This window comes from Rhabdobacter roseus (assembly GCF_014202275.1).
In the GTDB taxonomy this organism is placed as follows: Bacteria; Bacteroidota; Bacteroidia; order Cytophagales; family Spirosomataceae; genus Rhabdobacter; species Rhabdobacter roseus.
This window is the reverse complement of the sequence record NZ_JACHGF010000002.1, coordinates 490,951-503,627: the sequence shown is the minus strand read 5'-3', so window position 1 is coordinate 503,627 and position 12,677 is coordinate 490,951. Positions and strand designations below refer to the sequence as shown.

General features: G+C 52.6%; 12 protein-coding genes. 2 read left to right on the top strand and 10 right to left on the bottom strand.

Annotated features, from left to right (window positions below; genetic code table 11):
* Nucleotides 1–48: 48 nt before the first annotated feature.
* The 10 genes from dnaK to HNQ92_RS07090 form a co-directional block, all read right to left on the bottom strand.
* The gene (gene dnaK / locus HNQ92_RS07135) at nucleotides 49–1,962 is read right to left on the bottom strand and encodes a molecular chaperone DnaK (RefSeq protein ID WP_184172623.1); all 1,914 of its coding nucleotides are present in this window, start codon (nucleotides 1,960–1,962) and stop codon (nucleotides 49–51) included.
* A gap of 315 nt (nucleotides 1,963–2,277) precedes the next feature.
* Nucleotides 2,278–2,622: a 50S ribosomal protein L20 gene (gene rplT, locus HNQ92_RS07130; RefSeq protein WP_184172621.1), complete on the bottom strand. Its 345-nt coding sequence runs from the start codon at nucleotides 2,620–2,622 to the stop codon at nucleotides 2,278–2,280.
* A gap of 107 nt (nucleotides 2,623–2,729) precedes the next feature.
* Nucleotides 2,730–2,924, bottom strand: coding sequence for a 50S ribosomal protein L35 (gene rpmI, locus HNQ92_RS07125; RefSeq protein WP_184172619.1), 195 nt, complete (start codon nucleotides 2,922–2,924; stop codon nucleotides 2,730–2,732).
* A gap of 161 nt (nucleotides 2,925–3,085) precedes the next feature.
* Complete coding sequence (gene infC, locus HNQ92_RS07120; protein WP_184172617.1) at nucleotides 3,086–3,640, bottom strand: translation initiation factor IF-3; 555 nt, start codon at nucleotides 3,638–3,640, stop codon at nucleotides 3,086–3,088.
* Between the two features lie 115 nt (nucleotides 3,641–3,755).
* Nucleotides 3,756–5,699: a threonine--tRNA ligase gene (gene thrS / locus HNQ92_RS07115; protein ID WP_184172615.1), complete on the bottom strand. Its 1,944-nt coding sequence runs from the start codon at nucleotides 5,697–5,699 to the stop codon at nucleotides 3,756–3,758.
* Between the two features lie 42 nt (nucleotides 5,700–5,741).
* On the bottom strand, nucleotides 5,742–6,830 hold the full coding sequence (locus tag HNQ92_RS07110) for a tetratricopeptide repeat protein (protein WP_184172613.1): 1,089 nt from the start codon (nucleotides 6,828–6,830) through the stop codon (nucleotides 5,742–5,744).
* Between the two features lie 209 nt (nucleotides 6,831–7,039).
* Entirely contained in the window at nucleotides 7,040–7,927 is an 888-nt protein-coding gene (locus HNQ92_RS07105; protein ID WP_184172611.1) for a class I SAM-dependent methyltransferase, read from the bottom strand.
* 5 nt (nucleotides 7,928–7,932) lie between these two features.
* Nucleotides 7,933–9,489: a hypothetical protein gene (locus tag HNQ92_RS07100; protein WP_246439736.1), complete on the bottom strand. Its 1,557-nt coding sequence runs from the start codon at nucleotides 9,487–9,489 to the stop codon at nucleotides 7,933–7,935.
* A 28-nt stretch (nucleotides 9,490–9,517) separates the two neighbouring features.
* Nucleotides 9,518–9,928 (bottom strand): EVE domain-containing protein, encoded by a 411-nt coding sequence (locus tag HNQ92_RS07095; protein ID WP_184172606.1) that lies wholly within the window; start codon nucleotides 9,926–9,928, stop codon nucleotides 9,518–9,520.
* Between the two features lie 84 nt (nucleotides 9,929–10,012).
* Nucleotides 10,013–10,453 (bottom strand): DUF2452 domain-containing protein, encoded by a 441-nt coding sequence (locus HNQ92_RS07090; protein ID WP_184172604.1) that lies wholly within the window; start codon nucleotides 10,451–10,453, stop codon nucleotides 10,013–10,015.
* Nucleotides 10,454–10,761: 308 nt separating this feature from the next.
* On the opposite strand from HNQ92_RS07090, the gene HNQ92_RS07085 reads away from it, so the two are divergent.
* Complete coding sequence (locus HNQ92_RS07085; RefSeq protein ID WP_184172602.1) at nucleotides 10,762–11,838, top strand: AMP-binding protein; 1,077 nt, start codon at nucleotides 10,762–10,764, stop codon at nucleotides 11,836–11,838.
* Between the two features lie 52 nt (nucleotides 11,839–11,890).
* Nucleotides 11,891–12,667, top strand: coding sequence for a CPBP family glutamic-type intramembrane protease (locus HNQ92_RS07080; RefSeq protein ID WP_184172600.1), 777 nt, complete (start codon nucleotides 11,891–11,893; stop codon nucleotides 12,665–12,667).
* Nucleotides 12,668–12,677 lie beyond the last annotated feature (10 nt).

Below are 12,677 nucleotides of genomic sequence, written 5' to 3'. Positions count from 1 at the left end.
AATCCCCACCAAAAAAGTCCGGTGGGGATTAGTGGGGCAATATCAGCCCTATTTTACTTCTTCAAAGTTTACATCCGTGACGTTGTCATCGCTCGTAGCCTTGCTTTGAGCAGATCCGTCGCCATCCGGTGCACCAGCGGTGGCACCATCCTGTGGTCCGGCCGCGTAAATTTCCTGAGAAGCAGCCTGCCAGGCGGCATTGAGCTTCTCCATAGCCGCGTCGATGCCCGACAAATCCTGTCCCTGATAAGCCGTGCGAAGTTCGCCTAGCGCGCCTTCAATGGCCGACTTATTGCCAGCCGACAGTTTATCGCCGTATTCTTTCAGCTGTTTCTCGGTAGAGAAAAGCATGGTATCGGCCGCATTGAGCTTCTCGATTTTTTCCCGTTCGGCTTTATCGGAAGCCTCGTTGGCTTTGGCTTCTTCCCGCATACGGTTGATTTCAGCATCCGTTAAACCGCTGGAAGCTTCGATGCGAATTTTTTGCTCCTTGCCGGTTCCTTTATCGCGTGCCGACACGTTAAGAATACCGTTAGCATCCACGTCAAAGGTCACTTCGATTTGGGGAACTCCGCGCGGTGCCGGAGGAATGTCCGACAAGTGGAATCTGCCGAGCGTGCGGTTTTGGTTGGCCAGGGGCCGTTCTCCCTGTAAGACGTGGATTTCTACCGAAGGCTGGTTGTCAGCGGCCGTAGAGAATGTCTCGGTTTTTTTGGAAGGAATCGTCGTGTTGGCCTCAATCAGCTTGGTCGATACCCCACCCAGGGTTTCGATACCCAGCGACAGAGGGATAACGTCCAGAAGCAGTACATCCTTAACCTCACCCGTAAGTACCCCGCCCTGAATGGCCGCCCCAATGGCTACCGCTTCGTCAGGGTTTACACTTTTAGATGGTTTCCGTCCGAAAAACTTCTCCACTTCCTCCTGCACGCGAGGAATCCGGGTCGAGCCTCCTACCAAAATCACTTCGTCAATATCTTTGGTGTTAATGCCGGAGTTTTTCATGGCCCGGCGGCAGGGTTCCATCATCCGCTGGAATAGCTGATCGGCCAGTTGCTCAAACTTAGCCCGCGAGAGCGAACGTACCAAGTGCTTAGGAATGCCGTTTACCGGGAAGATATACGGTAGGTTAATTTCCGTCTGCGTAGAGCTTGAAAGCTCTACCTTGGCTTTCTCGGCGGCTTCTTTCAACCGTTGCAGCGCCATAGGATCTTGCAGAAGATCCAACCCTTCGTCTTTTTTGAATTCGTCGGCCAGCCAGTTGATAATCACCTGATCGAAATCGTCACCACCTAAGTGGGTATCTCCATCCGTAGATTTTACTTCAAAGACCCCGTCACCAAGTTCAAGAATTGAAATATCAAAAGTACCGCCACCCAGGTCAAAAACGGCGATTTTCATATCCTGGTTTTGCTTATCCAGGCCGTAGGCCAGCGCCGCAGCGGTAGGCTCGTTGATGATGCGTTTTACATCCAGGCCCGCAATCTGACCGGCTTCTTTGGTAGCCTGGCGTTCAGCGTCGTTGAAGTAAGCAGGTACCGTAATAACGGCCTCTTTTACTTCCTGGCCCAGGTAGTCTTCGGCGGTTTGCTTCATTTTTACCAAAATGAAAGCCGAGATTTCCTGCGGCGTGTACTGACGCTCTCCGATGCGCACCCGTGGCGTATTGTTAGGGCCTTTTTCTACATCGTAGGCCACTGTTTTCATTTCACTGGATACTTCATCGTAGCGTTTGCCCATGAAACGCTTGATGGAACTGATGGTGTGCTTAGGATTGGTAATGGCCTGACGTTTAGCCGGAGCACCTACTTTACGTTCGCCATTTCCATTGTCCATAAAAGCGACCATCGAAGGAGTTGTACGAGCCCCTTCGCTGTTAGCGATCACTACTGGCTCATTACCTTCCATGACAGCTACGCAGGAGTTGGTTGTTCCTAAGTCAATGCCGATAATTTTTCCCATTGTATCAAAACTGTTTTATTGAAGTTCTTTTTGTCTGGATCAAAAAAGCAAAAAGGGTATACCAGTGATTAGCTCAGGAAGCTACTGTGACAAATTGACAGATTATATTCTACCGGTACATCACCCTCAATGCTGAATGTCGAAAAGTGCCATTTACTGGCAGTATGGGAAAGTACAATGGCAGTAGGCGTGTCAGCGCAGGTACTTGTGATTCGCACGGATAGGGATATAGTGGTGCGCAGGGAAGAAACGGGAAGCAGGTACTTTGAGCAGAATGGGCAAAAAAAATCCCCGCCGGAGCGGGGATAGGCTGTTTCATTTTACTTTTTCAACGATGGCTTTAAAAGCCTCCGGATGGTTCATGGCTAAGTCAGCCAGTACCTTCCGGTTGAGCTCAATACCCGAGTCGTGTAATTTACCAATGAAGGCCGAGTAGGATAGCCCGTTTTGACGGGCACCAGCGTTGATACGCTGAATCCACAGCGCGCGGAAGTTGCGCTTTTTCTGCTTACGACCTTTGTAGGCATATTGCAAAGCGCGCTCAACGGCATTCTTGGCAACGGTCCAAACGTTTTTCCGACGACCAAAGTACCCTTTGGCCATCTTTAAGATTTTCTTACGTCTTGCACGCGACGCAACGTGATTTACTGAACGTGGCATAAATTCGAATGTTTTTTGGCGGTTGGCGCTCTTCTAAAAAAGAGGCTTATTACCAGCAGCCGGGTTTAACAAGTAAAAACCAACTAAACAAAGTAGGTAGGTAGCACTTAAAGTGCCAGGAGACGCATGACGCGGTGCTTTTCGGTGTCATCCACCAGGGTAGTCTTCACTAAGCGACGCTTACGCTTGGTTGACTTTTTGGTGAGGATGTGGCTGTGAAAAGCGTGCTTGCGCTTGATTTTCCCGGTGCCTGTCAGCGCAAAACGCTTCTTAGCTCCGGAGTTTGATTTCATTTTTGGCATGACAAATCGGTATTAATTGTTGAAGTAATTTGAAACAGCCTGCAAATCTACGAAGATTCATTTAAAAAAAAAATCGTAGGTCGCTTGTGATAAGACACAAACTACCTACGATGAATCTATTAGCTAAAAGATATAGAGCGATATAAAAATAAAAACCGGCCTTACTTTTTGGGCGGCAGAGGAGCCAGAATGATGGTCATTCGTTTGCCCTCCAGCTTCGGTTCCATTTCCAGCTTTCCGAAGTCAGTCAGCGCCTCAGAAAAACGATTCAGTAGATTAACACCCCGCTCTTTGAACACGATAGTCCTACCCACGAAGTGAACGTAAGCCTTTACCTTGGAGCCTTCTTTTAGAAAATTAGTTGCGTGTTTTACTTTAAATTCAAAGTCATGGTCGTCAGTATTAGGACCAAACCGAATTTCCTTGATCACAACTTTCTGCGCCTTGGCCTTAATCTCCTTCTGTTTCTTTTTTTGCTCGTATTTGAATTTAGAGTAATCAACTACCTTACAGACGGGCGGAACCGCGGTAGGAGCGATTTCAACCAAATCAAGACTTTGAGATTCGGCAATGGCTCGGGCTTTACTTGTTTCATAAATACCTATCTCGATGTTATCTCCGACTAAACGGACTTCTTTGGCCGTTATGCGTTCGTTGATACGATAGGGCTCTTCGGGAACTCGGGACCTGACGCGTGGGGGTCTTCTTAATGCCATATGTTGGATTTGAGTGAATAAACTGGGTTTTGTGGTGAATAATATACGAGTTAAAACAGACACTTCACAAAAGTAGTGCCTGCTCCGGGAATAATAGACAAAAAAAATAAAGTTGTCAAGCTATTTTGACTTCTTTTTGGAAAAACGCGGCAAATTCGGCGATCAGCATGGTTCCTAAATCACCTTCTCCCTTGCGACGGATGGAAACCTTGCCTTCGGCCTGCTCCTTTTCTCCCACTATAAGCATGAAAGGTACCTTGGATACTTCTGCATCCCGGATTTTCCGGCCAATTTTTTCGTCACGGTGATCCACAAATCCCCGGATGTCGCTGTCTTGCAGGGCAAAGAAAACCTCATCGGCGTAGTCGGAGTACTTGTCCGAAATGGGTAAAATGGCAATCTGGTCGGGTGAGAGCCAGAGCGGGAATTGCCCGGCGGTATTCTCGATCAGGATGGCAATGAAGCGCTCCATGGAGCCGAAGGGGGCCCGGTGGATCATTACGGGCCGGTACTTCTGATTGTCCGAGCCTACGTACTCCAGTTCGAAGCGCTGGGGAAGCTGGTAGTCCACCTGGATGGTACCCAGCTGCCATTTGCGCCCCAGCGCATCGCGTACCATAAAATCAAGCTTGGGGCCGTAAAAAGCGGCTTCGCCCAGTTCGGTTATGGTGTTGAGACCGCGCTCTTGCGCCGCTTCAATGATGGCACTTTCGGCCTTTTCCCAATCTTCGTCTTTGCCAATGTACTTTTGTTTATCGTCAGGGTCACGAAGGGAAATCTGGGCGCTGTACTCGTTGAAGCCCAGCGTACGGAATACGTAAAGGACCAGGTCGATCACCCGGACGAACTCTTCCTTCACTTGCTCGGGACGGCAGAAAATGTGGGCGTCGTCCTGGGTAAAACCGCGTACGCGGGTCAGGCCGTGCAGCTCACCGCTCTGCTCGTAGCGGTACACGGTTCCAAACTCCGCCAGGCGCAGGGGTAGGTCCCGGTACGAGCGGGGCGACGACTTGTAAATCTCGCAGTGGTGCGGACAATTCATTGGCTTCAGTAGGTACTCTTCGCCCACGTTAGGGGTTTTGATGGGCTGAAAGGAATCTTTCCCGTACTTGTCCCAGTGCCCCGAGGTAACGTAGAGTTCCTTGCTTCCAATGTGGGGCGTTACCACCGGAAGGTACCCCGCCCGGAGCTGTGCCTTGCGCAGAAAGCTTTCCAGTCGCTCGCGCAGCATGGCACCCTTGGGCAGCCATAGCGGCAGTCCTTGTCCTACTTTTTCTGAAAACGTAAACAATTCCAGCTCTTTACCCAGCTTACGGTGATCGCGTCTTTTGGCTTCTTCGATTAGCGTCAGGTAGTCATCCAGCTCTTTTTGTTTCGGGAACGTAATGCCGTAGATGCGGGTCAGCATTTTGTTTTCCTGCTTATTGCGCCAGTAGGCTCCGGCTACGTTGGTTAGTTTGGCCGCTTTGATGAAACCGGTCCCCGGCACGTGCGGGCCCCGGCAGAGATCCGTAAAGCCTCCCTGGGTGTAGAGGGTAATGGAGCCATCTTCCAGGCCATCAATCAACTCTAGCTTGTACTCGTCGCCTTTCTCGGTAAAAAAGGCAATGGCCTCGGCCTTGCTAATAGGTTGGCGTACGTAAGCATTTTTTTGGCGGGCCAGTTCCAGCATTTTAGCCTCAATCTTCGGAAAATCTTCCTGCGAGATAGAGTGCTCCCCCAAGTCTACGTCGTAGTAAAAGCCCTTTTCAAGGGAAGGTCCCGTCCCGAACTTCACGCCGGGGTAAAGCGCCTCCAGGGCCTCGGCCAGTAAGTGAGCGGATGAATGCCAGAAGGTGGCTTGCCCTTCGGGGTCGTTCCAGGTGAGTAACTTTACGTCGGCGTCGGTATCAATGGCACGGGTGGCATCCCACACTTCACCATTTACCTGAGCGGCCAACACATTACGGGCCAGCCCTTCGCTGATGCTCTGGGCAATTTCCAGCCCCGATATACCTTGGGGGTATTCGCGGGTACTACCGTCGGGAAGGGTAATTTTAATATTGGATTGATCTTTCATTCAGGGGAACTGTATTTGATTCGTATTGTAGTAATTCTGATCTTATTTAATTCGGATCGTCCGACTGGTATCCGTGCCCATATCGAGGGTACGACGGGGTTGAATCGTGTTGATCTTGATGCGGGTAGTGTCAAGTACCCGAGGGACCAAGCGGGGATCGGATTCATCCTCGATCAAGTCGGAGGCCGGTGCATAACGCATGGATTCGTAGCGTTGGATTCGCCAGAGGCCCGCCCGGGCCAGGGGTTCATCGGCATCCCGTTCGTTTTCCAGGGTGTAGAATTCCTTGGCTTTATCGTAGTTTCCCAGCCGCTCGTAGCACAGCCCGATCAGGTAGTGAGCCTGCGGAAAATCCTTATTGAGCTTAAGTACCTCCTCGTAGGCGCGAAGAGCGGGAGCGTACACTTTCCACTTAAAATAAATGGAAGCCATGTGGTAGTAGGCATGGGGCAGAGCCGGGTCCAGCGCCACGGCTTTCTTATAGCTAAACAGGGCGCTGTCGAGCTGGTGAGCAGAACGATAGATCTCCGCTTTTTCAAAGTATAACTCGGGATCTTTGGGGAATCGCTTAAGGGCCAGGTCGTTGTAGCGAATTGCGTTGGTCAGGTCACCCAGCCGGGTATAGATAACGGTACTCTGCTGGTAGGCCCGGAGCAATCGTGGATTGTAATTGATGGCACGAGCCAGGCTGGCCAAACCCGAGAGGGTGTCACCCAAGCGGCTTTGCATCATGCCTTTTACATAGTAGGCGCTGCCTTCGTATGGAGCCATTTGCACGGCACGGTTCAGGTAGCGCTGGGCTTCCCGGTAGCTTTTTCTTTCCTGCAAAATGTCGGCCATGAGTACGTAGAGCTCCGGGCTCGACTGCTGCAGCGCTTCGGCGCGCTGTACATCTTCCAGGGCCTGGTCAATGGCATTGAGTTCACGGTTAATTTTAGCCCGCAAGAGGTAGTATTCGCCCACGTTATCCCGGCTACCAATCGCCTGGTTAATGTCCGTCAAGGCCTGGTTGTACTCTTCGTTATCCAAGTAAATCCTACTTCTTTTGTACAAGTTAGCGTCCAGGTCGATGCGCCGGTCAATGGCATTAGACAACGCCAAAATAGCGTCCTTCTGCCAGTTGGATTTCATTTTTTTGGTAGCGGGAGGAGGTATACGCGTAGCGTTTCGGGCATCGGTTTGGCACGATACCAAGCAGCTGGTGCCTATCCAGAGGGACAGGACTACCCAGGCCTTTACTAACAGAGGACATTCATTCATCGCTAACGCCGAATTCGAAAAAGAAAAACCGGACGGGGCTTTTTCGAGCTAAATGCAAAATTGCGGAATTACGACGTATTTTACACAGTCAGATCCGAAAAACGGGAAAAAACTCCGAGCGGTAATTTTTTGTCGAACGAATCGAGCAGGTACAGCTCACCCAGTTCGTGCTGCGCCGGATGGCCAAAATGGGCTTTCACCAGGTTTTCTAAAATCAGGGCCGAAAAACCCAGTGAGTAAAGATTGATGATAAAAAAGTAATTCTCTTTGTGTAGTAGCTGGGCGCAAAGCCGCAGCATTTCGTTGATTTGTTCTTCCAGCAGCCACTTTTCTCCTTCGGGGCCCCGGCCGTAGGCGGGCGGGTCCAGGATGAGGCCGTGGTACTTGCGCCCGCGCCGCACCTCCCGCTTCACAAACTTCATGGCGTCCTCGACGACCCACCGGATGTTGTCCAACCCACTCAGCTCCATATTATCCCTAGACCAGCTGATCACCTGCTTCACCGCGTCGACGTGCGTAACGTCGGCTCCGGCGGCTTTGGCGGCCAGGGAAGCCGCCCCGGTATACGCAAATAGGTTAAGTACCGTCGGGCTGGCGTCGGGCACCAGTGCCAGCTTGTCGGCAATGTAGTCCCAGTTGGTAGCTTGCTCGGGAAAAATACCTACATGCTTGAACGACGAAAGCGCGAGGCGGGTGCGTAAGTGCAGGCGGGGCGTACGGTACTGCATCACCCAGCGGTCAGGCATTCCGGGCTTGGTGATCCACTGCCCTTTTTCCGGAGAGCTTTTATCCCGTTTGAAGAGGGCATGCGAGCGTTTTTCCCAGTCGGCCTCCGGCAACGATTTGTCCCAAACGGCCTGCGGCTCGGGGCGAGTGAGTACGTATTCGCCGAAGCGCTCCAGCTTTTCGAAACCGCCGGTGTCGATCAGTTCGTAGTCGGTATGTAGGGTAGGGGTTAAGAGCAGCACAAGGATTAAAAGGATATTTTGTTGAGATAAAATACGGTGCGGCGGCCGCGGCTTTGGGCGTCTCCCGCGGAGGCATTGGTGATCCGTTGTTCGCCCCAGGCCAGGTAGTAGTTGTCGAACCAGTGGTCTACGTCGTCGGTGGTTGTTTTCCGGACTTTGTCGCCTTCCAGGCTGGTCTCCAGGGGTACTTTACGGTCGGTGTCTACCACCGATTCACCCTGGATTATTTTGCTAAGAATAGCCCCATTCTGGCTGTACACGAGCTGCGTGCGTCCGTTGTCGGTACTTTGCACGTTGATTTTCTCGCGCAGCTCCATGTTCTTGATGTTATTAAAATTGATGCTGTTGTCCCAGATTAGTCGTCCGTTTTGGTCAAAACCCGCTACCACGGCGTGGGTATACACAAAGCCATCAAATACCTGCTGGCTGTATGCGCCGCGGTTTCCATAGAGCGGATTCCACATCCACGGATTGTAGAGTCCTCCTCCCAGCGGCGACCCAAACATCCAGGGATTGCCGTAGTAGGTACCCATGCCCATCATCGAAGGATTCTGATAGCGGTACTCGGGGTAAAAGACTTCCGACACCAGGATGAATTGGTTGTCTTTGGGGATGATGTCGTGCACCAGCAGGCGGTAGTTTAGCTTCACATCACCACCGGCTTCCTTCTTTTTGACGATCCGGCGCTCCATTTTTTCTTGCTGGCGCTCGTTCATGAATTTAAAGAAATTCCGGAAGTCGGTAAAGCTGTGGTACTGGGTGAAAGCAACTCGATCGCTCACGATCTTGCTGATATACAGTCCCTGCGAAGCCGCGGCCTGGGCCGTTTGCATGTTGCGGTAGCCGTAGGTACCTATCACGTACCGAACCGAATCGTTCATGACCTGTAGGCGGCCACTCAGCAGGGAGTAATCATCCTCGGGATCTACCGACACCTGGGTGTAGAGCTGGCCCGTTTCGTCGTAGGCGTGCGCCACGATCTTGGTTTGGCGGCCTTTCTTAACCGCAAAGCTGACGTTCACCAGCCGGTGTGTGGTATCGATCTCGATGGCCTGAATGGCGCTGGACCCTTTAATAGCCGAGGGTAGTACTTTGGTTTTTAGGGTATTCAAATCGGTATAAACCAGCACCGGCTCGTTGCGTACCATGCCCGCCATGAATAGCGAGTACCCCAGCGTTTTAAAATCGGTAATCTGGAAACGGTCCAGGGTGTTGATCGTGAAGGTTTCGACGAAGCCCGGCCCAATGTTTACTTTCACGATCTGGTAGATGGAGCTACGAAAGCGGCTGAATAATAAAAAAACCGCCTGACCGTCGTAGGTAGAGGCTACGTAGTCGAGGTTCTGCTTGATGGAGCCGTCGATGGACCATTCCCGTTCGAGATTCGTGTCAAATTTCTGAACGTTGTACGTATGTTTGGACGGTTGCGAGACCAAAAGTACCCCTTTGTTCCCCAGCGGAATGGTTTGGTACGCATCGTGATCGCCGTTGAGGGGCAGCTCGATGCGCTTTACGCCCTGAGCCGGGGAAGTACCTGGCAAAAATAAAAAGAGGAGCAGCATCGCTGATGCTGCCTGGGTTAAAAACCTGCTAGTGCTCATGAGCTAAACCAACAATTAAATCAAATTCTTCATGCCGTAGGGGAAGTACCGATAACCTCGACTGACGAATGAGGGCCATGTCCCGCAGCCGTTCGTCGGCCTTGAGCTGGGCCAGGCCAACGGGCTTGGGAAGGCGTTCCACGGGCTCCAGGTCTACCACTACCCAGCGGGTGTCGTCGGTGGTAGGGTCGGGGTAGTGCTCTCGTACTACCTTGGCCAGCCCTACTACTTCTTTGCCTTCGTTGCTGTGGTAGAAAAGTACCAGGTCGTTTTCACGCATGGCCATCAGGTTGTTCCGGGCCTGGTAGTTACGAACTCCATCCCAGACGGCGCGCTTTTGACTAACGAAATGCTCCCAGGAATATTTGAAGGGCTCTGATTTTACAATCCAGTAGTTCATTGAGGGTACTTTTATAGAGGGTAGTATTTGCCAAACTTTCCTTAAATAATGGTGGATATAGGTACCCGGCCAGGTACTTTGGATTTACGCTGCCGACCCGTCGGTATAGCTTACGTCCCAGGTGTGGTCGGCCAGCAGACGCACCGTCGCCACAAATTGCTTAAACGGCCGGGACCGGCCCCATTCGCCGGGCCCGATAAGCGAAAGTACGTCGGTGCCGTCGGTGCGCTCGTACAGGTAGTAAGTATTCCCAATCAACGGCTCGAAGCTCATCTGGGCCGAGTAAATCCGCTCCGACACGTCCACCCGTTGCCGAATGGCCTTGGCTTGCTCGGCCAGGAGCTGCATTTGCTGGTACAGCTGAGCCATCTGCATGTCTGTTTGCTGCCGCATTGCTAGCACCGCTCGCCCCTTCACCTTGCCCTGGTCTTCGGGGCGGATCACCGCGCCACCCGCCGTGTGGGCGTATTCCATCAGGCCGGGGTTCTGGGCTATTTTTTCGTCGTCTGACTCGAACTCTAACATGTCTTTTTTCTAAATAGACCGCCGAAAGTACGGATTGTTTGGATTTCCGTCAAAAACATTTGTTTATCTTGCCCGTGTACTTGGCAGCGGGCAAGGGGCATTGGGCAGGAAGGTAAATTAGCAAAGGGTACTTGAAAGGGGGCCAGCAGCAACGGCTTTAAAAAAAGGAGTGGGGAGGTGCCTTTCCGGGGTAGTTTGCATTGAGTACAGGGGGCTTCAATTTGTTTTTATTGGTATACAAAGAGTTAAAATTAAAAAATGAAACAAGCGGCGATTGAATTATTCATCAATATCCTGAACGCGTGGGGATGATCTGGAGTACAAGCCGCGCGCAGCTGGCCGCCGGGTACCCGCCGCCCGAGCACCCCTACTTTCAAAGAGCCTACGCCTTTGCCCAAAGCTGGCTGGCGGGGCAGGATGAGTTTGTGGTGCATACCTCCGGCTCCACGGGTACGCCCAAGGCCATCCGGCTGAGCCGCGTCCAGCTCGAGAGCAGCGCTCGTCAGACGGGAGCGGCCCTGCACCTGGGGCCAGGTACCCAGGCGCTGGCCAGCCTGCACGTAGGGTACATTGGTGGCCTCATGATGCTGGTGCGGGCGCTGGTGCTGGACTGGGAGCTGACCCTACGGGAGCCCGTAGCCAATCCCTTACTGGATCTGCCCGGGGAAATGTCGTTTGACTTTACACCCTTGGTCCCCCTGCAGCTCGGCGCCATCCTGGCTAACCCAAGTACCCAAGAGGCCGTCGGGCGGTTGGGGAAAATACTACTGGGCGGCGCGCCCGTTTCCGCGTCATTGGCAGAAGAAATAAAACGGCTAAATGTACCTGTGTACCAGAGCTACGGCATGACCGAAACGGTGTCGCACGTGGCGTTGCGGGCTCTGAACGGCCCCACGGCCAGCGAGGCGTACCGCCTGCTGGAAGGCCTTACGTACGGTACCGACGCGCGAGGCTGCCTGTACGTGGCAGGCGCGGTAACGCGCGGCGAAGTGGTACAAACCAACGACCGCGTGGCGCTTGGCCCGGAAGGTACCTTCCGCTGGCTGGGCCGGGCCGACAACATTATCAACTCCGGCGGCGTTAAAATTCAGCTCGAAAAGGTAGATCGGGGCGTAGAAAAGGTACTTTATGAGCTGGGCAGGGCCGAGGCGTTTTTTTGTTGGCACGAGCCCGATGAAGTACTGGGGCAAAAGCTGGTACTTTTTGTAGAATACCTCCAGGTACCTTTTCCCGAAGCCGAGGTACTTTCCCGGCTGCGGGAGGTACTTTCGGCTTACGAAGTACCCAAAAAAATGTATAGCGTGCCGGAACTGATCAGAACCCCAACCGGTAAAGTGGATAAACCCAAAACAGCCGCGGCGTTCTGGGCAAGCAGAAAAGAATAAGTACCAGCCCGCGTTTGGCTCACAGTATATGAAAAGTACCCCGTAAGTACCCATGACATTAAAAGATCTGTTGCGAATTTTGATCATCAACGGGCTGTTTGCCAACGCTGTCAATCTGATCTTTTTGACCAGCTGGGGGCAGCACCTCTGGCAGGATTGGCGGCAGGCGCTGCTGCTGGGGGTACTTATTTTGGTGCTCCAAACGCTGCTGATTGCGCGGCTCATTCAGCCGTACCGCCCACAGCTGCGGCTGGCCAGTACCTTTACGGGCTCTAAGCTGCTGGTGGCGCTGGGTGTGGGGCTGGTGGTGTGGGGGCTCACCCAGGCGTGCACTACGTTGGGTACCGGCACTAGCCTCAAGTACCCTACGGCGGACCGCGTCCTGAAGTTCGGGCTTATTTTTCTCTTCAATTCGGTACCTAATGCGCTGCTGGAAGAATTTGTGTACCGGCACGTACCCGTGCGTTACGGGCAAATCCGCGGGTTTTCGACGCAGCAAATCCTGCTTTTGGGGGTAGCGGTGACGTTTCTATTTAGTATTGCGCACGTCTCGGCCTACCTTTTTCGCGACCACACGGAGCTTTCTTCCCTCACTCAGGCACTGCGCGGGCCTTTTCTGTACGGGCTGGCTTTTTTGTTTGTGTACATGGCCACTCGCAATATTTACTTCGTCACGCTGGTGCACGCTTTTTCCAACAATCCGCTGTACTTGGTCCGCTCTCCTTTTCTGAGCACCTACTACCTGTACACGTTTCTTTTCGTCACCATTCTCTGGATGATCACGAACGAAGTACTAGCGCGCCGGGCCTCCCTGCGGCGCAGCCCGTAAAGGTACCGCC